Source organism: Hymenobacter rubripertinctus (genome assembly GCF_003583925.1).
GTDB classification, from domain to species: Bacteria; Bacteroidota; Bacteroidia; order Cytophagales; family Hymenobacteraceae; genus Hymenobacter; species Hymenobacter rubripertinctus.
The window spans coordinates 37,346-57,032 of sequence record NZ_QYCN01000029.1; the positions used below are offsets into that span (position 1 = coordinate 37,346).

General features: G+C 65.5%; 14 protein-coding genes. 12 read left to right on the forward strand and 2 right to left on the reverse strand.

Translation table 11 applies throughout. The annotated features are described in order from the left end of the window. The 12 genes from D0T11_RS16380 (at window position 1) to D0T11_RS16435 (ending at window position 16,488) form a co-directional block, all read left to right on the forward strand. Window positions 1–1,152 (forward strand): glycosyltransferase family 4 protein, encoded by a 1,152-nt coding sequence (locus tag D0T11_RS16380; protein WP_119656881.1) that lies wholly within the window; start codon window positions 1–3, stop codon window positions 1,150–1,152. Then, window positions 1,149–2,468 carry an O-antigen ligase family protein gene (locus D0T11_RS16385; protein ID WP_119656882.1) on the forward strand — a complete coding sequence of 440 codons (1,320 nt, stop codon included), beginning with the start codon at window positions 1,149–1,151 and terminating at the stop codon, window positions 2,466–2,468. Before D0T11_RS16380 ends, D0T11_RS16385 begins: the two co-directional genes overlap by 4 nt. Continuing rightward, window positions 2,452–3,474, forward strand: a complete 1,023-nt coding sequence (locus D0T11_RS16390; RefSeq protein ID WP_182888454.1) for a nucleotide-diphospho-sugar transferase — start codon at window positions 2,452–2,454, stop codon at window positions 3,472–3,474. The genes D0T11_RS16385 and D0T11_RS16390 overlap by 17 nt, the downstream gene beginning before the upstream one ends. Continuing rightward, a complete protein-coding gene (locus D0T11_RS16395; RefSeq protein ID WP_119656883.1) occupies window positions 3,471–4,775 on the forward strand; it encodes a glycosyltransferase family 4 protein in 1,305 nt (434 codons plus the stop codon). The genes D0T11_RS16390 and D0T11_RS16395 overlap by 4 nt, the downstream gene beginning before the upstream one ends. 126 nt (window positions 4,776–4,901) lie before the next feature. Next, window positions 4,902–5,741 carry a glycosyltransferase family 2 protein gene (locus tag D0T11_RS16400; protein ID WP_119656884.1) on the forward strand — a complete coding sequence of 280 codons (840 nt, stop codon included), beginning with the start codon at window positions 4,902–4,904 and terminating at the stop codon, window positions 5,739–5,741. Between the two features lie 42 nt (window positions 5,742–5,783). Then, on the forward strand, window positions 5,784–6,983 hold the full coding sequence (locus tag D0T11_RS16405; RefSeq protein WP_119656885.1) for a hypothetical protein: 1,200 nt from the start codon (window positions 5,784–5,786) through the stop codon (window positions 6,981–6,983). Between the two features lie 693 nt (window positions 6,984–7,676). Next, on the forward strand, window positions 7,677–10,355 hold the full coding sequence (locus D0T11_RS16410; protein ID WP_119656886.1) for a hypothetical protein: 2,679 nt from the start codon (window positions 7,677–7,679) through the stop codon (window positions 10,353–10,355). Beyond that, on the forward strand, window positions 10,291–10,773 hold the full coding sequence (locus D0T11_RS16415; RefSeq protein WP_119656887.1) for a hypothetical protein: 483 nt from the start codon (window positions 10,291–10,293) through the stop codon (window positions 10,771–10,773). Before D0T11_RS16410 ends, D0T11_RS16415 begins: the two co-directional genes overlap by 65 nt. A gap of 265 nt (window positions 10,774–11,038) precedes the next feature. Continuing rightward, window positions 11,039–12,151, forward strand: coding sequence for a GDP-mannose 4,6-dehydratase (gene gmd / locus D0T11_RS16420; RefSeq protein ID WP_119656888.1), 1,113 nt, complete (start codon window positions 11,039–11,041; stop codon window positions 12,149–12,151). 102 nt (window positions 12,152–12,253) lie between these two features. Continuing rightward, complete coding sequence (locus D0T11_RS16425; protein WP_119656931.1) at window positions 12,254–13,213, forward strand: GDP-L-fucose synthase family protein; 960 nt, start codon at window positions 12,254–12,256, stop codon at window positions 13,211–13,213. Between the two features lie 33 nt (window positions 13,214–13,246). Further along, window positions 13,247–14,476: a glycosyltransferase family 61 protein gene (locus D0T11_RS16430; protein WP_119656889.1), complete on the forward strand. Its 1,230-nt coding sequence runs from the start codon at window positions 13,247–13,249 to the stop codon at window positions 14,474–14,476. A 53-nt stretch (window positions 14,477–14,529) separates the two neighbouring features. Further along, on the forward strand, window positions 14,530–16,488 hold the full coding sequence (locus tag D0T11_RS16435) for a glycosyltransferase (protein WP_119656890.1): 1,959 nt from the start codon (window positions 14,530–14,532) through the stop codon (window positions 16,486–16,488). Between the two features lie 418 nt (window positions 16,489–16,906). On the opposite strand, the gene D0T11_RS16440 is transcribed toward D0T11_RS16435, so the two are convergent. Both D0T11_RS16440 and D0T11_RS16445 read right to left on the reverse strand, forming a co-directional pair. Next, window positions 16,907–18,295 (reverse strand): glutamate-1-semialdehyde 2,1-aminomutase, encoded by a 1,389-nt coding sequence (locus tag D0T11_RS16440; RefSeq protein ID WP_119656891.1) that lies wholly within the window; start codon window positions 18,293–18,295, stop codon window positions 16,907–16,909. 44 nt (window positions 18,296–18,339) lie between these two features. Then, window positions 18,340–19,671 carry a DUF4910 domain-containing protein gene (locus D0T11_RS16445; protein WP_220473738.1) on the reverse strand — a complete coding sequence of 444 codons (1,332 nt, stop codon included), beginning with the start codon at window positions 19,669–19,671 and terminating at the stop codon, window positions 18,340–18,342. Between the last annotated feature and the right edge of the window lie 16 nt (window positions 19,672–19,687).

The window sequence follows — 19,687 nt, forward strand, 5'->3', positions numbered from 1 at the left end:
ATGCGCCTTCTCTACGACCATCAGGCCTTTACGCTCCAGGATTTTGGGGGCGTCTCGCGCTACCACCACGAACTGCTCTGCCACGCCAACTGGGAGTCGGAGCTGGCCGTGGCCCTGAGCAACAACCTCTACCTGCGCGACGGGCAGCATTCCCGCCACCGCACCTTCCTGCCCGACTCCAACCTGCCGGCCCGCTGGCGCGTGATTCGGTATTTCAACCAGCGGGCCTCGCGGCAGGCGTTGCGGCGGAACGCCTTCGATGTGTTCCACCCCACCCTGCTCGACGACGACTACTTCCTGCCCCAGCTGGCCCCGGAACGCCCGTTGGTGGTTACCATTCACGACATGATTCCGGCGCTGTTCCCGGCCCACTACCCCGACCGCGACGATACGGCCCTGCGCAACATTCTGCAACGGGCCAGCCGCATCATCACCGTCTCGGAGCACACCCGGGCCGATGTGCTGCGCCTGCTGCCAGTGGAAGCCAACCGGGTGCGGGTAGTCTACCACGGCTACACCGAGCGCGAGTACCCGGCCGGCGGCCCTACGCTGCCCGTGCCCGCCCGCTACGTGCTGTTTACGGGCAGCCGGGCGCTCTACAAGAACTTCGGCTGCCTGGTAGAAGCCCTGGCGATGTTACCCGAGTCGGAGGCGGCGGGGTTACACCTGGTTTGCGCCGGGGGCGGCCCTTTTACAGCCTCGGAGCAGGAGTTGCTGGCCCGCGTTGGCTGGGCCAGCCGCACCCACCAGTTCGGGCCGGTTTCCGATGCCCAGCTCTCCGAATTGTACCGGGGGGCGCGGGCCTTCGTGTTTCCGTCGGAGTACGAGGGGTTCGGGCTGCCCATTCTGGAGGCCTACGGGCAGCAGTGCCCGGTGCTGCTGAGCGAGGCTTCCTGCTTTCCCGAAATTGCCCGCGACGCGGCCCTCTACTTCCCCCCCGACCAGCCCGCCGCCCTGGCCCGGCAGCTGGGCCGGGTGCTCCACGATGAGCCCCTGCGCCGCCAGCTGGTGCAGCTGGGCCAGCTGCGCCTGCTCGACTTCACCTGGCAGCACACCGCCCGCCGCACCCGCGCCGTGTATGAGGAGGCCTTGCAGGAAGCCGCTGGCCCGACGTCGTTTTCTTCCACCCCCCTGTCGGCTCTGGAGCTATGAAAATCAGTCTGCGTTTCCGTCATGTGCTGCCGCTGCTGCTGTTCCTGTTCACTGACCGGGCCTTCACCGAATTTTTGTTTCCGGATGAGCAAGACCCCGTGCTGGGCCTGTACAGCTACGTCCTGATGGGCCTGGCACTCCTGCTCGTTGTCTGGTATTTCCGGTACCTGAGCCCGGTGATGCGGCGCTGGCTGCTGCTGGTGACCGTGGCCATCGGGGCGCTGGCCCTGGAGTCGTACAACGGCTGGGGCTCCCCGATGGTGTACCCCCACTTATTTGCCAAGCTCACCATTCTGTTTTCCATTTTCGGCCTGTTTGCTTACTACCGCCGCTACGAGCTACCGGCCGGGCAGCTGATGGCACTCGTGCTGGGAGGGCTGCTGCTCAACCTGGCCCTCTACCACCCCGATGCGCTGAGCCTCTCGGCCTTTCTGGAGAATGAGCGCGGCTTTCAGGTTACTTCGGCGTTGCTGCTGCTCTTCGTGGGGCTTTACTATTTCAACCAGTACCTCAAGCTGGGCGGGCTGGTGCGGCTGGCCGTGTTCTTTCTGATTATGGGCCTGATTGTATTCCTGCAGCACCGCACCGTGTGGCTGGCCGCCGCGCTGGCCCTGGCCCTGAACGGCCTGCTCATTGCCTTCGGGCGGGTGGAGGGCGTGCGCTTCACGGCCCCGCGCCTGGTGCCCATGCTGCTGCTGCCGCTGGTGGTGGGCGGCCTGGGCGGCGTGGCCGTCGTGCTCGATAATCCGCAGGTGCTGCAACGGCTGGAAGAAAGCGTGGGCGACATCCAGAACGCCGACAAGCAGGGTACCGGCAGCTGGCGCCTGCACCAGCTTGAGTCCTACCAGCCTTTCGTGGAGGAAAACCCCACCCTGGGTATGCGCCTGGAGGGGTTTGAGCTCCCCATTCAGTTTTACGGCGAGGACGACCAGCCCATCTGGCAGGACCACACCGGCCACCACTTCCACAGCTTCTACCTCGATAGGCTGTTTTACTTCGGTATCCTCGGGTTGCTGCTGGTAGTGGTCGTGCCCGTGGGCCAGCTCATCCGGCGGGTGCGCCAGCCGGTGCCCCTGAGCCCCCCGGCCGCCGCCCTGGTCTGCTTCACGAGCTGCACCCTGCTCTACGGCTTCTCCTACGATTGGCCGCCCTTCCTCTACGCCATCATCGGCCTCACGCTGGCCCAGGCTGCCCCCCTGCCCTACGCGGCGGTGGCCGGCTTTAAGGCCGCCCGCAATGCCGCCAACGGCGCGCCGCAACCAGTGCCCCAGCCCGTTCCGCTTACCTCGCCCGCTTCCTATGCCGCACTCTGCTGATACTGCCCCCGCTCTGAGCACAGCCGTGCTGCTGCTTATCTTCAACCGCCCCGCTACCACCCGGCGCGTGTTCGAGGCCGTGCGCCGGGCCCGGCCGCCCCGTCTCTACGTAGCCGCCGACGGCCCCCGCCCCGCCTACCCCGACGATGCTGCCCGCTGCGCCGAGGCCCGCACCATCGTGGCCGCCGTGGACTGGCCCTGCCAGGTGTTCACCCTGTTTCGGACTACCAACCTGAACTGCGGAGTGGGGCCGGCTTCGGCCATCGACTGGTTTTTTCGCCAGGAAGCGGAGGGCATCATTCTGGAAGACGACTGCGTGCCCCACCCTACTTTTTTCCGGTTCTGCGAGGAGCTCCTGGCCCGCTACCGCCACGATACCCGCGTGATGCACATCGGGGGCAACAATTTCAGCCGCGAAGCCCGCCGCCCCCAACCCGCCGGGGCTGATTCCTACTACTTCTCCAACCAGGTGAACAGCTGGGGCTGGGCCACCTGGCGGCGGGCCTGGCAGCACTTCGACTTTCTGCTCACCCAGTTTCAGCGCCTGCGCGACGAGGGCCAACTGGGTAGTTTGTACAGCTCCCGCCTCGAAAACCGCTACCGCCTCGGCAAAATTGCGGGCGTGCTGGAGTTGCCGAGCCCGCCCCACGTCTGGGATTACCAGTGGCACTTCGCCATCGTGGCCCACTCAGGCCTGTGCGTGGTGCCGGCCGTGAACCTGGTGGGCAACATCGGCTTCGGCGACGACGGCACCCACACGCTGGACGCCGCCGATGAGTTTGCCGACGTGCCCACCCGGGAGCTGGCCTTTCCGCTCCATCATCCCGACTTCGTGCTCGCTGACCGCCGCCGCGACCGGCAACGGTTCCGCGAGTTTCTCTGGGGCCGGGTGGCGGCCAAGCTCCGCCGCTCCCTTCGCCCCCGCTCTTCCGCTCCCACTCCCCTCCCGCTGCCGGCTTCCGGGCCGGCGTCGGCCCCCGCTCACTCTCATACCCAACTCGCATGAACGTTTTACTTTCAGCCTACGCCTGCAACCCGGCGCACGGCGGCGAAGATGGGTTCGGTTTCAACTGGACCTGGCAAACGGCCCGCCACGGCCACCGCGTGTGGTGCATCACCAACCCCGACGGCCGCGACGGCATTGAACCCTTCATGGCCGAGCATGCCCGGGAGTTGCCTCCCGAGCAGCTGCAATTCGTGTATGTGAAGGTGCCGGGCTGGGTGCAGTACCTGCACCGCTGGCAGTTTGGCGTGTACCTGCACTACTTGGTGTGGCAGTACCTGGCCTGGAGAAAAGCCCGGGTGCTGAGCCGCACCGTGGACTTCGACTACGTGCACCACGCCACCTACGGCAGCCTGCAAATGGGCTCCTGGATGTGGCGGCTGGGCAAGCCCTTGGTTTTCGGACCCGTGGGCGGGGCGCAACGGGCGCCCACCGCTTTCCACCGCTACATTCCCGATTGGTTTAAGTCGGAAACCATGCGCAACGTGGTGGGCTGGCTGCTGATGACCTTCGACCCGAACGTGCGCCAGACCCTGCGCCACGCTACCACCGTGCTGGCCACCAACTCCGAAACGGCCGACCTGGCCCGCCACCTCGGCGCGAACCGGGTGGATTTGTTTCTGGACTCGGGCCTGCCCCAGGAATTTTTCCCGGAGTCGTTTCCGGAGCGAAAGCCCGCGCCGGTGCTGCGCCTGCTTTGGCTGGGGCGGCTGTTTCCGCGCAAGGGCCTGCTGCTGGCCCTTGATGCCCTCACGCGCGTGAATCCGGCCGTGCCCTTCCACTTCACCATCATCGGCGACGGCCCCCAGGGTGCGGAGCTGCCCGGCTGGCTGGCCGAGCACGGCCTGACGGAGCGCGTGACCTGGCGCGGGGCCGTGGCCTGGAGCGAGGTGCGGGCCGCCTTCCTGAGCCACGATGCCTTCCTGTTCGGCAGCCTGCGCGACTCCTTCGCCTCCCAGTTTCTGGAAGCTATGGCCACCGGCCTGCCCGTCATCACCCTCGACCACCAGGGCGCCCACGACTTCATTCCGGCCGCGGCGGGCATTAAAGTGCCCGTCACGACGCCCGAAGCCACCGCCCTGGCCCTGGCCCAGGCCGTGGAATGGTGCCACCATCACCCCATCGAGCTCCGGGAAATGGGCCGGGCCGGCTACGAATTCGCCCTCACCCAAACCTGGCAGGCCCGCACCGGCCGCCTGCTCCAGCTTATCACCCCCCTGCTGCCCCGCCGCTCCGAGTCGGAAGTCTCGGAAGCCCTGGATGAGGACTTCGCTGGTTCCCACCCGAACCTGGCCCGCGCCTGACTTTTTGAGCCGCCAGCTCCCAGCCACCAGCTACGCACGTCAGCCGGTCAGCTTGATACTTGCGGCTTGCGGCTTGCGGCTTGCGGCTTGCGGCTTGCGGCTTGTACCTGAAAATCTTCAACTCCCATGCTCTACCTCGTTATTCCGGTTTTCAACCGCAAAGAGTTCACCCGCGCTTGTCTGGAGTCGTTGCGGGTCCAGACGAATCCGGCGTTTCGGGTGGTGGTGGTGGACGATGGCTCCACGGACGGTACCGGCGCGATGCTGCGCACGGAGTTTCCGGAAGTGCTGATTGAGGAAGGCGACGGCAACCTGTTCTGGACGGCCGGCGTGAACCAGGGTATCCGGCGGGCGTTGGCGGAGGGGGCCAGCCGCGTGCTCACCCTCAACAACGACGTGCTGACTGCTCCCGATTTTGTGGCCCAAATGCTGGCCACCGCCGAGGAGCACCCCACCGCCGTGCTGGGCGCCCTGGAGCTGGACGCGGCTACCGGCGAGCCCGTGTACGGGGGCGAAACCCTGGACTGGCGCACCAACACCCGCCGCGACCTGCTCGCAACCCTGCCCGCCGACCAGCGCCGGGGCCTGCACCCGGTTACTTACCTGCCCGGCCGGGGCTTGCTCATTCCGCGCCAGGTGCTGGAAACCATCGGCCTGTTCGATGAAAAGCGCCTGCCCCACTACCTGGCCGACTACGACTACACCAGCGTGGCCCGCCGCCACGGCTTCCCGGTTTACTGCAACTACGACGCCCGCCTGAGCACCTACCCCGAGGAAAGCGGCCAGGAAATTACCCGCCGTCAACGCAGCCTGCGGGGGTATTACCAGCACCTGTTCGGCATCCGCGGCGGGGGCAACCTGCGCAATTTTACCCATTTCAGCCTCAAAAACTGCCCCCGACCTTACCTGCCTTACTTCTTGCTCAACGGCTACGCCCGCCGGCTGGTGGGCTATTTCCTGCACTAACCTGCCCCCCGGGGCGGCCGGCTCCTCCCAATCCTACCCGCCATGTTCCTGTTCTATGCCGCATCCATCCTTGAATTGCTGACTCTGCTGTTGCTCAGCACCTCCTGCTCGGTACCGGTTGCTTCGGGCGGGGCCGAGCTGGTTATTCGTCGGGGCGGCACCTACTCCGGCCGCTACGAAAGCACCAGCTCCGACCGCCCCTGCATTCTGATTGCCACCACCGAGCCCGTGGTGCTGGACGGCTGCGAGCTGCGCGGCCCCGGCCGCCTGATTGATGCTACCGCCGGCGGGGCCCGCCTCACGGTGCGCAACTGCCGGGGCTTCGGGCGGCTACCCACCGCCGACAACCGCGCCCGGGGCCGCTTCCTGGAAATCAACCACGGCGTGAGCCTGCGGGCTGAGCACAACTACCTGGAGCACACGGCCGGCCTGCTGGTGTTCCGCTGGCAGGGCAGTGGCGCGCCCGACGAGTCCATCACCATCCGCTACAACCAGGCCCGTAACATCGATGGGCGCTTTCGCAATGGGGGCGGGGCCAAGGTGAGCTTCGTGCAACTCAACGAAGTGCACGGGCTGGAAAACGTGGCCATTGGCTGGAACGAAGTGGTTAACCTACCCGACGAAAGCATGGTGGAGGACAACATCAACCTGCACAACTCTTCCGGCACCGCCCGCCGCCCCCTGCTAGTGCACGACAACTACATCCAGGGCGCCTACCCGGTACCGGCCACGGCGGCCATCTTCACCGGCTCGGGCATTACCACGGATGGCGACGCCTCCTCCGCCCTCACCACCACGGCCTACGTGCAAGCCCACCACAACACGGTGGTGAGCACCTGCAACGCGGCCATGAACATTGCCGCCGGCCACCACAACTACTTCCACCACAACTGCCTGATCACCAGCAGCCTGCTACCCGACAGCACCCGGCTGCGGGCCACGTATGCCGCCACGGCCATCTTCAACGCCTACGACAAGCCCGAAACTGTGTTCTTCGCCAACCGCATGGAGGCTAATACCATCGGGTTTGTGAGCTGGGGCCGGAACAGCCCCCTGTCCGACCGCCACGATCTGAGCACCGATGCCTGCGCTACCTGCACCGGCACAGTGCATTTACCCAACCCCATCACGCGCCAGCAGGAAAGCGCGGCCCACGCGGCCTGGCTGGCCCGCTTGCACCGAAGGGCCCAACACGTAGGCCCCGCAAACAGTACCTCCACCGGCCGGCCCGCCCTGCGGTAGGCGAAGACGGCCGGCTGCTGGCCATTACGCAGTCTGCAAATACTAACTACTTAGCTAACTGATCCTTATAGTGTATATTATTTTGGCATTTCCCGGTTCACTGAAAAACGGCCCGTCGGTATCCGGCGGGCCGTTTTACGTATATGACGCCCTAATCATTAATTTAATAATACAATTTACTGAAACAGCCGGAGCGTTTGTATATTAAAATCGCTTTCTATATTTGTCACGAACCTCAGGCATCAATCTGGCACTTTTCAAAGTTCACGATTGATCGGATTCCTTCAAAACAGTCTGTAGCCGGCGTAAAGCGGTATTTGAATTGGACTGGTAAGAAGAATCAACTGTTCAGCGGGTTGTACGCAACCCCTGGTGGCTGCAGATGGAGTTGTGCGGAGTGATAAATGGGTTTGCCACTGTTCTTTAAAGCTTTTCCTGGAGTTAACTGAATTTTCCCAGTAACTCCTGCCCCCGTTGTCAGGCAGAGTCAGCGGCCGTTTCCGGCGGTGGCCAAGCAGCCCTGACAGGAGTGAACTGAGCTCAGCAAAGGACGTTTTCACAAATAGCACGAATTTCATCCGGCCGTCGGGAACGATTTGACAAAGAGGAATGGTTTAGCGAACATTCCTATATAGGATTTCTTCATTACAGGCTCGCAGAATGCAAAAAGCCCTCGGACCAAATTTCCCCCTGATGACTAAAAGCACCCCCGCTAGCAACCGCCGCTTGCTGTTCCCAGCAGCCGCCCTTTTGCTGCTGAACCTGCTGCCGGCCCCGAGCCAGGCCCAGGGCCAGTACCCCACCAACATCACCTACGCCGCCCCCATTACCATCACCCAGGGCGGTACGTACACGGGCAACTTCCGCAGTACCGATTCCAACACGCCCTGCATCCGCATCCAGACCACCCAGCCGGTAACCATTACGGGCTGCGTGCTGGTAGGAGCCGGCGACCTGATTGACGCCAAAAACGGCGGCTCCTCGCTGGTTATTACCAACAACAAGGGCTACGGCATTCAGCAAAGCCAGGACAACCGCCGCCACGGCCGCTTCCTGGAGGTCAACTCCGGCCGCTCGGTGCGGGTGGAAAACAACTACTTCGAGCACACTTCGGGCATTGCCGCCTACCAGTGGGGTGGCGACGGCTCGGCGGCCCAGACGCTGACCGTGCGTTACAACCAGGCCAAGAACATCGACGGCCGCTTCCGCAACGGCGGGGGCGAGTACGTGCAGTTCTGCGGCCTGAACCAGGTGCGCAACGTGGGGAATATGGACATCGGCTGGAACCAGGTGATGAACGAGCCCAACAACAGCCTGGTAGAGGACAACATCAACTTCTACAACTCGGGCGGCACCCAGCAGAGCCCGGCCCGGGTGCACGACAACTACGTACAGGGGGCCTACCCCTACCCGGCCAACGGCAGCAAGTTTACCGGCACCGGCATGACCACCGACGGGGATGGCTCCTCGCCCACCACCACGGCGGCCTACATTGAGGCCTACAACAACCAGTTCATTTCGACCTGCAACGCAGCCATGAACATTGCCGCCGGCCACGACGTGCACTACCACGACAACCGCATGATTACCAGCGCCCTGCTGCCCGACGGCTCGGCCCTGAACGCCACCTATGCGGCCACGGCCATTTTCAACGCCTACCAGCAGCCGGGCAACGTGTTCTACGGCAACGCCACCACCAACAACACCATCGGCTTCGTGAAGCAGGGCTACAATGTGCCCTTTGCCAACCGCCACGACCTGAGCAGCGGGGCCTGCTCCAACTGCACCGGCACCAACCACCTGCCCAACCCCATCACGCTCCAAACGGAGCAAGGCGAGCGGAACCTGTGGCAGCAGAAGCTTCAGCAGAACAACGTGAAAATCGGGGCCGACGGCACCAATACCGGCACCACTTCGCCAGCTCCCGCTCCCGCACCAGCCCCGGCACCAGCCCCGGCACCAGCCCCGGCTCCGAACAACACGCCGCCGGTTATTCTGGCCGGTCCTTCGGGTGCCACCTTCCTGCGCGCCGTCAACATCAATGGCACTGCCGTGAAGCTGGATAACAACCAGTGGGAAGCCGCCAGCGGGGCCGCCAACTTCACCGTTACGGGCACCAACTTCAGCAACACCGCCAGCACCCTGGAGCCCGCCGTTGACGCTACCCGCGCCGGTATGCTGACTTCCGCCGTGGGCGGAACCAACGTGGGCGCTACCATCGGGGGCCTGAGCAACGGTACGTACAGCGTGTACGCCTACATCTGGGAAGACAACAACGCCGAAACCACCGATATTGTGGTGGAAGGCCAGACGGTGAAAGCCGGCTACAACACCGGCGCGGCCGGCCACTGGGAGCGGGTGGGTCCTTTTAAAGTAGACATCACCGACGGCGACTTAGCCCTGACAACCTCGGGCGGGCACCCCAACCTGTCGGGCGTGGAAGTGTGGAAGCACGCGGCCGCCGCCAACCAGGCCCCGACCGTGAGCCTGGCCGCCGCCAGCAACTCGGTAACGGTGAACACGGCCCTGGCCCTGACGGCCACCGCCGCCGACGCCACCACCACTTCGGCCGCCATCAGCGTAACGGTTACGGCTCCGCCGGTAGTCACTACGCCACCCACGAACTTCCCGGGTCCCTCGGGCGCTACGTTCCTGCGCGGCGTTAACATCAACGGCACGGCTACGAGCCTCGACGGCAACCAGTGGGAAGCCGCCAGCGGAGCCGCCAACTTCACCGTTACGGGCACCAATTTCAGCAACGCCGCCAGCACCCTGGAGCCCAGCACCGATGCCACCCGCGCCGCTATGCTGACCTCCGCCGTGGGCGGAAACAGCGTGGGTGCTACGCTTAGCGGCCTGAGCAACGGCTCGTACAGCGTGTACGCTTACATCTGGGAAGACAACAACCCTGAAACCACCAACCTCGTCATCAACGGCACCACGGTGCGCTCGAACTACAATACCGGCGCGGCCGGCCATTGGGAGCGGCTTGGCCCGTTCAAGGTGGACGTAACCGGGGGCAGCATCGCGCTCAGCTCCTCGGGCGGGCACCCCAACCTGTCGGGCGTGGAAGTGTGGAAGCACGCGGCCGCCGCCAACCAGGCCCCGACCGTGAGCCTGGCCGCCGCCAGCAACTCGGTAACGGTGAACACGGCCCTGGCCCTGACGGCCACCGCCGCCGACGCCCACCACGTTCTTCCGGGCCATCAACCTCAACGGCTCGGCCCTTACGCTGGATGGCAACGCCTGGCAGGCCAGCTCGGCCGGCGGGTACTCCACCAACGGTCAATCCTTCGCCAACCAGGGCGTGACGCTGACGCCGGCCACCACCACGGCCCGGGCCCAGATGATCCGCTCGTCGGTGTACAGTAAAAAGCTCACCTTCACGATGAACAACGTGCCTAACGGGGACTACGAAGTGTACGCCTACCTCTGGGAGGATAACCGCGCCGAAACAGTGAGCCTGAGTCTGAACGGGCAGTCGGTGCTGAGTAACTACAACACCGGCTCAGCCGGCACCTGGAAAAAGGTTGGCCCCTACGCCGTGACGGTAACCAATGGAACCATCAGCCTGAACGGCAGCGGCGGCGACCTGAACCTTTCGGGCGTAGAAGTGTGGAGCAAGAAGAGTGGTACGGCCTTTCAGCTCAACCCCTTCCGGCCCACTACCGCCGCCCTGGCCGCCACGCTGGCCCCGGCCACCTCGCCCCTGACGACGGCCCTGCGCCCGGCCCGGAGTGCCGCCCTGGTGGCTCCGGACCGCCAGCGCGTAACCGAGCGCCAGCTGTAGGCCCGATGCCTTAACGGCCCGGCCGCAGCCCGGCCAATCTTCACCCAAAAGCCAGATTCCGTTGCGGAGTCTGGCTTTTGGCTTTTTGGGCAGCAGCAGCCTGGAGGGAGCATCCAGGCATTATTTTTTACTTATTCAATATTTAAAATAAATATTTCAGTAAATAAGGTTGGATATGTAATTTATAATGCAATAATTTGTGATAAAAGTTCTATGCACCATTCTGGTGCCTCTCTTCTTGTTTTACGTCTCATTTCGCATTTCTATGAAGCGCGCACTCATCACAGGCATCACGGGCCAGGACGGCTCCTATCTGGCGGAATTGCTGCTGAGCAAGGGCTATGAGGTTCACGGCATCAAGCGCCGCTCGTCCATGTTCAACACCGAGCGGATCGACCACCTCTACCAAGACCCCCACGAGCAGAACGTGCGCTTCAAGCTGCACTACGGCGACCTGAGCGACGCCACCAACCTGATCCGCATTGTGCAGGAAGTGCAGCCCGACGAGATTTACAACCTCGGGGCCATGTCGCACGTGAAGGTGAGCTTCGATACGCCCGAGTACACGGCCGACGTGGACGGCATCGGCACGCTGCGGCTGCTGGAAGCCATTCGCATTCTGGGCCTCACCCACAAAACACGCATTTACCAGGCCAGCACCTCCGAGCTCTACGGGCTGGTGCAGGAAGTGCCCCAGCGCGAAACCACGCCCTTCTACCCCCGCTCGCCCTACGCCGTGGCCAAGCTCTACGGCTTCTGGATTACGGTGAACTACCGCGAGGCCTACGGCATGTATGCCTGCAACGGCATCCTCTTCAACCACGAAAGTCCCCAGCGCGGCGAAACCTTCGTGACCCGCAAGATTACCCGCGCCGCCACCCGCATTGCCCTGGGCCTGCAGGACAAGCTTTACCTGGGCAACCTGGATGCCAAGCGCGACTGGGGCCACGCCCAGGACTACGTGGAAGCCATGTGGCGCATGCTCCAGCAGGACCAGCCCCGCGACTACGTAATTGCCACCGGCGTAACGACCACCGTGCGCGAGTTTGTGCGCCTGGCCTTCCGCGAAGTGGGCATCGAGCTGGGCTTCAGCGGCGACGGGGCCGAGGAAACGGCCTTCGTGGTGGCCTGCCACCACCCCGATTACCAGCTGCCCGTGGGCCAGGAAGTGGTGGCCGTGGATGCCGCCTACTTCCGCCCTACCGAAGTGGAGCTGCTCATCGGCGACCCGACCCGGGCCAAAACCGAGCTCGGCTGGGAACCCCGCTTCGATTTGCCGGCCCTGGTGCAGGACATGATGCAGGCCGACCTGCGCCTGTTCCGCCGCGACGCCGTGCTGCGCGAAGCCGGCCACCAGATTATGTACCACGACGAATAGCAACGCGCCGGATGGAGGGGCCGCACCAGCCCCCTCGTCAGCACCTGACCGCGCCTGCTTCAGCCTACTCTCTCACTCTCTCCTCAGCACACCGTAAACATGATACATCCTGACGCCCGAATATACGTGGCCGGCCACCGGGGCATGGTGGGCGCGGCCCTGGTGCGCCGCCTGCAAGCCGCGGGCTACCACAACCTGGTGGTGCGCACCTCCCAGCAGCTCGACCTGCGCGACTCCGCCGCCGTGGAGGATTTCTTCGCCCTCGAAAGCCCCGAGTACGTGCTGCTGGCGGCCGCCAAAGTGGGCGGCATCGTGGCCAACAACACCTACCGAGCCGATTTTCTGCACGACAACCTCATGATTCAGAGCAACGTGCTGCGCGAGAGCCAGCGCCGGGGCGTGCGCAAGCTGCTGTTTCTGGGCTCCTCCTGCATCTACCCCAAGCTGGCCCCCCAGCCCATCCGGGAGGAATACCTGCTCACGGGGCCGCTGGAAGCCACGAACGAGCCTTACGCCATTGCCAAAATTGCCGGCCTCAAGCTCTGCGAAGCCTACCGCGCCCAGTACGGCTGCAACTTCATTTCGGTGATGCCCACCAACCTCTACGGCCCCGGCGACAACTACGATTTGCAGACCTCCCACGTGCTGCCGGCCCTGCTGCGCAAGTTCGCGGAGGCCGCCGCCCGGGGCCTGCCCCAGGTGCAGGTGTGGGGCACGGGCACGCCCCGCCGCGAATTCCTGCACGTGGATGATCTGGCCGACGCCTGCCTGCACCTGCTGCTCACCTACGACGGAGCCGCGCCCGTCAACATCGGGACCGGCCGCGACATCAGTATTCAGGAGCTGGCCGACCTGGTGGCAGAACTCACGGGCTACACCGGCGAAATTCTGTTCGACTTCTCCCGGCCTGATGGCACCCCGCGCAAATTGCTGGACGTGAGCCGCCTGCACGCTCTGGGCTGGCAGCACCGCACCGGGCTGCGCGCGGGCATCACGGCCGTGCTGGCGTCCAGCGAATGGCGGCAGGCGGCCATCCGCTACGCCGAGCCCCACCTGGTCTGAAACGCCTTATTCCGATGTATTATCCCCGCTGCTATGCACGACGCACTAACCCGGGTTCAGCGCAAGGCCGGCCGCTGGCTGCGCGAATGGACGCCTCATCTGGTACAGTACCGCCCCGTAGGCGTACATCCGAGCAGCCGCGAGCTGGCGGCGCACCCGGGCAGTGGCACGGCCTACTTCGGGGTGGTGCCCGGCTACACCTCCTACCTGGTTATTCCCGACGATTTTTACGCCCTGGCCTCCGAGTACACGGGCCTGCACGGCAAGCCCCACCGCCAGGAAAAAGTGCCGCCCGCGTTTGTGGTCGAGCTCACCAACGGCCGCGTTTATGCCGACAACTTCGAGAGCGTAGCCATCATATCCGCCGACGGCCGGCTGGTCGGGGACGTGTCGTTTCAGTACGACCACCGGCAAATGCAGCTGTGCGCTCCTCAGGACAACAACATTTTCCGGCAGGCTTACTTTCAGACGCCCGTTGACGTGCCCGGTACCGTGTGCAGCCTGCTGTCGGGGGGGGGGGCGGCCAGCGGCAACTACTACCACTGGCTCATCGACTCGCTGCCCCGCCTGCACCTGGTGCGGGAAGCCGGCCTGCTCAGTGCCGTGGACTACTTTCTGGTGTATGATAAAACGAAGTCGTTTGTGCGCGAAACCATGGCGGCCCTGGGCATCGGGGCCGAGCGGCTGCTGGATGTAGCCACCCAGCCCCACCTGCGGGCCCGCCGGCTGCTGGCTACCTCCAACGTGCGGGGCCACCTCACCCACACCCCCAACTGGGCCTTCGACTTTCTGCGCCGCAGTCTGCTGCCCCCGCCCCCGGTGGAGCGCCCGTTCAGCCCCAACATCTACATCAGCCGCCGCGACGCGCCCGGCCGCCGGATTCTCAACGAGCCCGCGCTGGAAGAGTTGCTGCGCGAATACGGCTTCGAAACCCACGTGCTTACGCCCTACTCCCAGGCCGAAAAAACGGCCCTCTTCGCCCAGGCCCGGGTGGTGGTATCGGCGGTGGGGGCCGGGCTGGCCAACCTGGCTTTCAGCCCGGTGGGTGCCCAGCTCATCGAGCTGTTTCCGCCCAGCTTCGTGGTGGCCGACTACCTGGAGTTCACCGCCCGCCTGGGCATCGGGCACCAGTTTTTGGTGGGCACTTCGCCCCAGGCCAGCACCTCCCGCACCAACGCCCAGCGCGACGACCTGCTGGTGGACCTGGCCGCGTTTCGGCCTCTGCTGGAGAAAGCCCTGGCCCGCACCGCTACGCTGGTCTGAGGCCCCGGGCGGCCTCCCGTACGCATTGCTTCCCGCCTTTTTTGCCCCTGCCTATGCCTTCCGTTTTGCTTTCCCTCGTTACCTGGAACAGTGCCGATACCATTGAGGCCTGCCTGCAATCGGTCCTGGCGCAGTCCTACGCCGGGTTTGAGGTATGGGTGGTCGATAACGATTCGCAGGATGACACCCGTGCCCGCGTGGCCGCGCTGGCCGCCACCGATGCCCGCCTGCACCTGCACGCGCTGCCCACCAACACGGGCTTCTGCGGGGGCCACAACTACGCCCTCGACCGCACCCTGCACGAGCTGGTGCTGCTGGTGAACCCCGATGTGGAAATGGCGCCCGATTACCTGGCCCGGGCCATTGCGGCCATTCACCAGCATGCGCGCATCGGCACCGTGTGCGGCCTGCTGCTGCAAAGCCGGGAGCCCGACCCGCGCATCGACAGTGCCGGCATGGTGGCCCGGCCCGACGGGCGCTTCGGCCTGCGCCTGCACGGCCAGCGCCTGAGCCAGGCCGGCCCCCTCACCACCACGGACGTAGACGGGGCCGATGGGGCTTTGCCCCTGTTCCGGCGGCAGTTTATTGATGATTTGCGGGTGGAAGGCGAGTTTTTCGATTCCCGGTTTTTTGCCCACAAAGAAGACTGGGATATTGCCTGGCGGGGCCGCCTCTACGGCTGGCGCACGGTGCTGGAACCCGGTTGCCGGGCCTTGCACCCGCGCCAGTTTCTGCCCGCCAACCTGCAACTGCGCCGCCGCCTGAGCGGGGCCATCAAGGCCGATGCCGTCAAGAACCAGTGGCTGCTGCTGCTCAAAAATACCACGCCCCGGCAGGCTCCCGGTTTGCTGCTGCGCGCCCTGCCCCGGCAGCTGGCCATTGTGGCCTATTCGCTGCTGGCCGAGCGCGCTTCGTTGCGGGCCGTGCGCTACCTCTGGCAGCACTGGCGCGCCGTGCTGGCCACCCGGCGCGTAGTGCAGCAGCGGGCCAGCCGGGGCTGGGCTCCCGCGCCAGCGGCGGCGGCGGCGGCGCCCCTGCTCAGCATCTGCGTGCCCACCTACCACCGGCCCGAAATGCTGGCCCGCGCCCTGCGCTCGGTGGGGCCGCTGCCACCCGAAGTGGAGCTAGTGGTATCCGACAACTCCACCGCCAACGATTTTGGCGGGCAGGTAACGGCGCACGTTTTGGCTGCCCAGCCGGCCACCCAGTGGCGTTACTACCGCAACCCGCCCGGTGGCACCAGCGCTACCAACTGGGTGGCCTGCGTGGAGCGCGCCCGGGGCGAGTACCTGCTCATGCTCCACGACGACGATTACCTCCGGCCCGGTGGTCTGGCCGCCATGCTGCGCGTGCTGCACCGCGTGCGGGGCCAGCAGCACGCGGTGCTGTTCGGGGTGGATGTGGTAGATGCCCGGCGGCAACTAGTGCAGCAACAGACGCCGGCGCGGGAGCAGTATCTGGCCCCGGCTACGGCCGTCGAGTTTCTGCTCTCCAACTCCTCCCTGGTGCGCATACCGGGGATGGTGGTGAGCCGGGCCGCGTACGAAAGCACCGGCGGCCCCGACCCCACCCAACTCACCACCGACGACACCGACCTCTGGCTGCGCGTATTCGCCCAGACCGGCGTGTACCGCGTGCCCCTCACCACGTGCGCCTACACCGTGCACGAGGGCGCCGATACAACGGGCGTTTTCAACGAGCAGACCATTGAGCTGCTGCTGCGCATTTTCCAGAAAGCCGGGGCGCTTGAGGTGTTGCCCGCCGCCCGCCTGCACAAGGCCCGGGGCCACTTCTTCGCCCAGTTTGTGCTGGCCGGGGCCTACCGTTCCCTGCGCCTGCACGATCCCACTGCGGCCCACCGGATTCTGCGCCTGCTGGAGCTGCCCGAGCTGCGCCGCCAGGGCTTGCCGCTCCGGTGGCAGCCGGTTCACCTGCTTCTGCGCCTGCTCCTGCGCCTGCGCTGGACTCCGCCCCAGCCCCGGTCGCTGGCTTGGCTCACGCCCACCAGCTAAGCTGGCGGCGCTGAACGCAAACACCCCCGGCCCCTGTTGCGGCTCCATGTGTAACCACCATACGCCCGCCCAAAAGCTGCAACGCTTCCTCTTCTACCTGCTCGCCGGCCTGCTCGTGCTCGGCAGCCAGTTCTTCATCTGATTAGCAGAACCTCAGCAACCTTGGCAAAGGCGTGTTGCATCTTGCCGTGTTGCAAAAAATCATGCAACACGGCAAGATGCAACACGCCTTTGCCAAGGCTGTAGTCGGCCAGGACGCAAAGCCAGCCGGGTTGCCGCACAGAACACAGTCCGGTAGGTGTTTTGGGCGGCGCTACCGTTCTGGAGCAGTTATTCTACAAACTGACGCCCGCTAGGCGGCCCAATGGCCACCTAGCGGGCGGTCTGTCGGCCAAGTCTTTTGAGCACTGCTACCGGATCAGTTGTACTTGCGGTACACCACTTTCAGCGGGCGGCCCTCCAGGTAGTTTTCCACGCCATTATCCAAGGCCAGGCGGTAGATGGCCAGCACCTCGTGCAGGCTGTCCACGGTCTGGTCGATAAGGCTGTCGGTCATGGAGTAGTTGGTGATGAAGGACGGGCAGAGCAGGCCGCGCCGGGTGGTTTCCTGGAGAAACAGGGCCCGGAGCGCCTGGGAGGGCTGCCCCTGCTGGTCGCGGGTGGCGTAGGTGAGGCAGCAGGGCCGGCCCAGCAGCTGCACGTAGGGCTCCAGCTGGTGGCCGGCAATGGCCTGGTTGACGCCCAGCGCCAGCCGCGCGCCCAGCGCGTGCAAACGCTCCGTCACGGGTTCCTGCTGATACACCTGCATCACGGCGCGGGCGGCAGCCAGGGCGTGGGTTTCGGCTCCGTAGGTGGTCGAGAGCAGGAACACCCGCTGCCGGGCATGATCGAGGCCACCGAGTTCCATCAGCTCGCGGCGGCCGGCCAGGGCGGCCACGCTGAAGCCGTTGGCCAGGGCCTTGCCAAAGGTAGAGAGGTCGGGCTGCACGCCGTGGCAGTGCTGGGCCCCGCGCCGGTGCCAGCGGAAACCGGTAATGATTTCGTCGAAGATGAGCACTACCCCTTCGCGGCGGCACAGGGCCTGCACGCCGGCCAGGTAGCCGGGGGCGGGCGGCTGGTCTTTTTCCACTTCCAGAATCACGGCCGCCACCTGTCCCGGGTGGGCAGCCAGCAGCGCTTCCAGCCCCGGCAAATCGTTGTAGCGAAACGAACGGCTCAGGTCCCGGATGGCCTGCGGAATACCCGCATCAAGGGGCGTGGTGCCCATAAACCAGTCATCGACCGAGAAAAACGGGTGGTCCTGGCACACGGCTACCAGGTCGCGGCCGGTGTAGGCGCGGGCCAGCTTGAGGGCAGCACTGGTGACATCGGAGCCGTTTTTGGCAAACTTCACCATGTCGCCGGCCCCGGTGCAGGCCAGGAACTCCTCGGCCGTTTCCAGCTCCAGCAGGGCCGGCCGCCCGAAGTTGGCCCCCAGTTCCAGCTGGCGCCGGGCGGCCCGCACCACCGGCGCGTAGGCGTGGCCCAGCGTGACGGAACGCAACCCGGCCCCGAACTCCACGAACTGGTTGCCATCCACATCCCAAACGTGCGCCCCCTGCCCCCGCACGATGTAGGGAGCCATGAACTCGGGGAACTGGTCGTCGCCCTTGGCATAGGTGTGCGCCCCGCCCGGAATGGCGCGGTTGAAGCGGCTTTTCAGGGCGTTGGCGCGCGTGAAGTCGCGGGGTTGGTGGGCAAATGAAGCCGCAGCGGCAATTGGTGCTTCGGGAGCAGTACCCGGCAGAACGGCGAGATAGTCAGACATGAAGGCGGCTTCTAAGAGGAGAGTAAGGCTTCTTCATCCATTGATTACCCACCCGCTGCCACCGCCGCCAGCAGCCCGGCGGCTTCCAGGGCGTGCGCGGCGCGGTGCAGCAGCGGCAGCGGCAGGTTGGCTTGGGCGGCCACCGCCAGCAGGCTGGCCGAGCCGTCGGAGAGGTTGAGCAGCCAGAGCAGGGCCATCTGCCAGTCGGCCCCCTCCTGGCCGCCGCCCACGCCCTTGTACAGCCCGCGCCGGCCCAGCTGGGGCTCGCCGAAGGGGCTCAGGTTGCGGTAGATGCGGTTATGTTCGAGGGCGGCGCACACGGCCTGCACCAGCGCCAGGCTGCCGGCCAGCTCGGCCGGGCGCACAAAATCGGGTGTGTCGGCGGAGGTGTGGTACTCCGGGAATTCGCCGAAGGGCGTGCGCGAGAGGCAGCCCACCGGCAGGTTGAAGCCTGGCGAGCCGTACTGGCGCTCATCGTAGCCGTAGGGCAGCCAGGGGCGCACCTCGTGGGGCGGGCCGGCATCGCGCAGCACCAGGGCCACGGCCTGGTCGATTTCGGCGGTGCGGCGGCGGCTTTGCTTGTAGGTGAACTGGCCGGGGCCGCCCAGCAACGTGAGCACCAGCCCGTGCCGGATGCGGGCCACGGCCGCCGGGTTGCGGCTCAGCCACACGATGGAGCCAATGGTACCCGGCCCGAACACGAACCGGTAGGTGTAGCGGCGCGGTTCGCGGGCCAGCCACCGCGCCAGGCCCACGGCCACCACCAGCCCCGAAAGGTTGTCGTTGGCCAGCGAGGGGTGGCAGCAGTGGCAGGACAGCAGCACCTCTTCTTCGGTCGCGCCCGGCAGCACCAGCTCGCCGTAGGTCAGGGAGCCGGCCTCGTCCAGGGTGCTGTCGATGCCAATTTCGTAGTGTTCGTCGAGGAGCTGCTCGCGCTGGCGGTGGCTGAGGCAGAAGCCCCAGTTGGGCTGGTAGTAGCTGGTGCGGTACGGAATCAGGTCGGGCTGGTCGGGCAGCGAAAACAGGTGCTCCTCCAGTTCCTGGCGCGTTACCCAGCCATGCTTGGGCTGGCTGTATTGCAGCACGTGCAGGTTGTGGGCCCGAAAATCGATGACCCGCTCCCCGGCCGCGTTCTTCACCCACGCATCCCGGATGTTCCACTCGACGGGCACCGTCCAGTCGAGGGCCGGCGTGCCGCTGGGCACCTCGTGCACCACCAGCGCGGGCAGGTACTCGCCCACCACGGCCAGCGTCTGGCGCACTCCGTCGCCGGTAATGCTGCGGCAGATGGGGTAGAGCCGCGCCAGCAGGGCGTGCATTTCCTCCCCGGTCAGGGCCGTAGCGGAGGCAGCGGAAGAAGGGGCGGTAACAGGCACGGGGGAGGTGGAATGA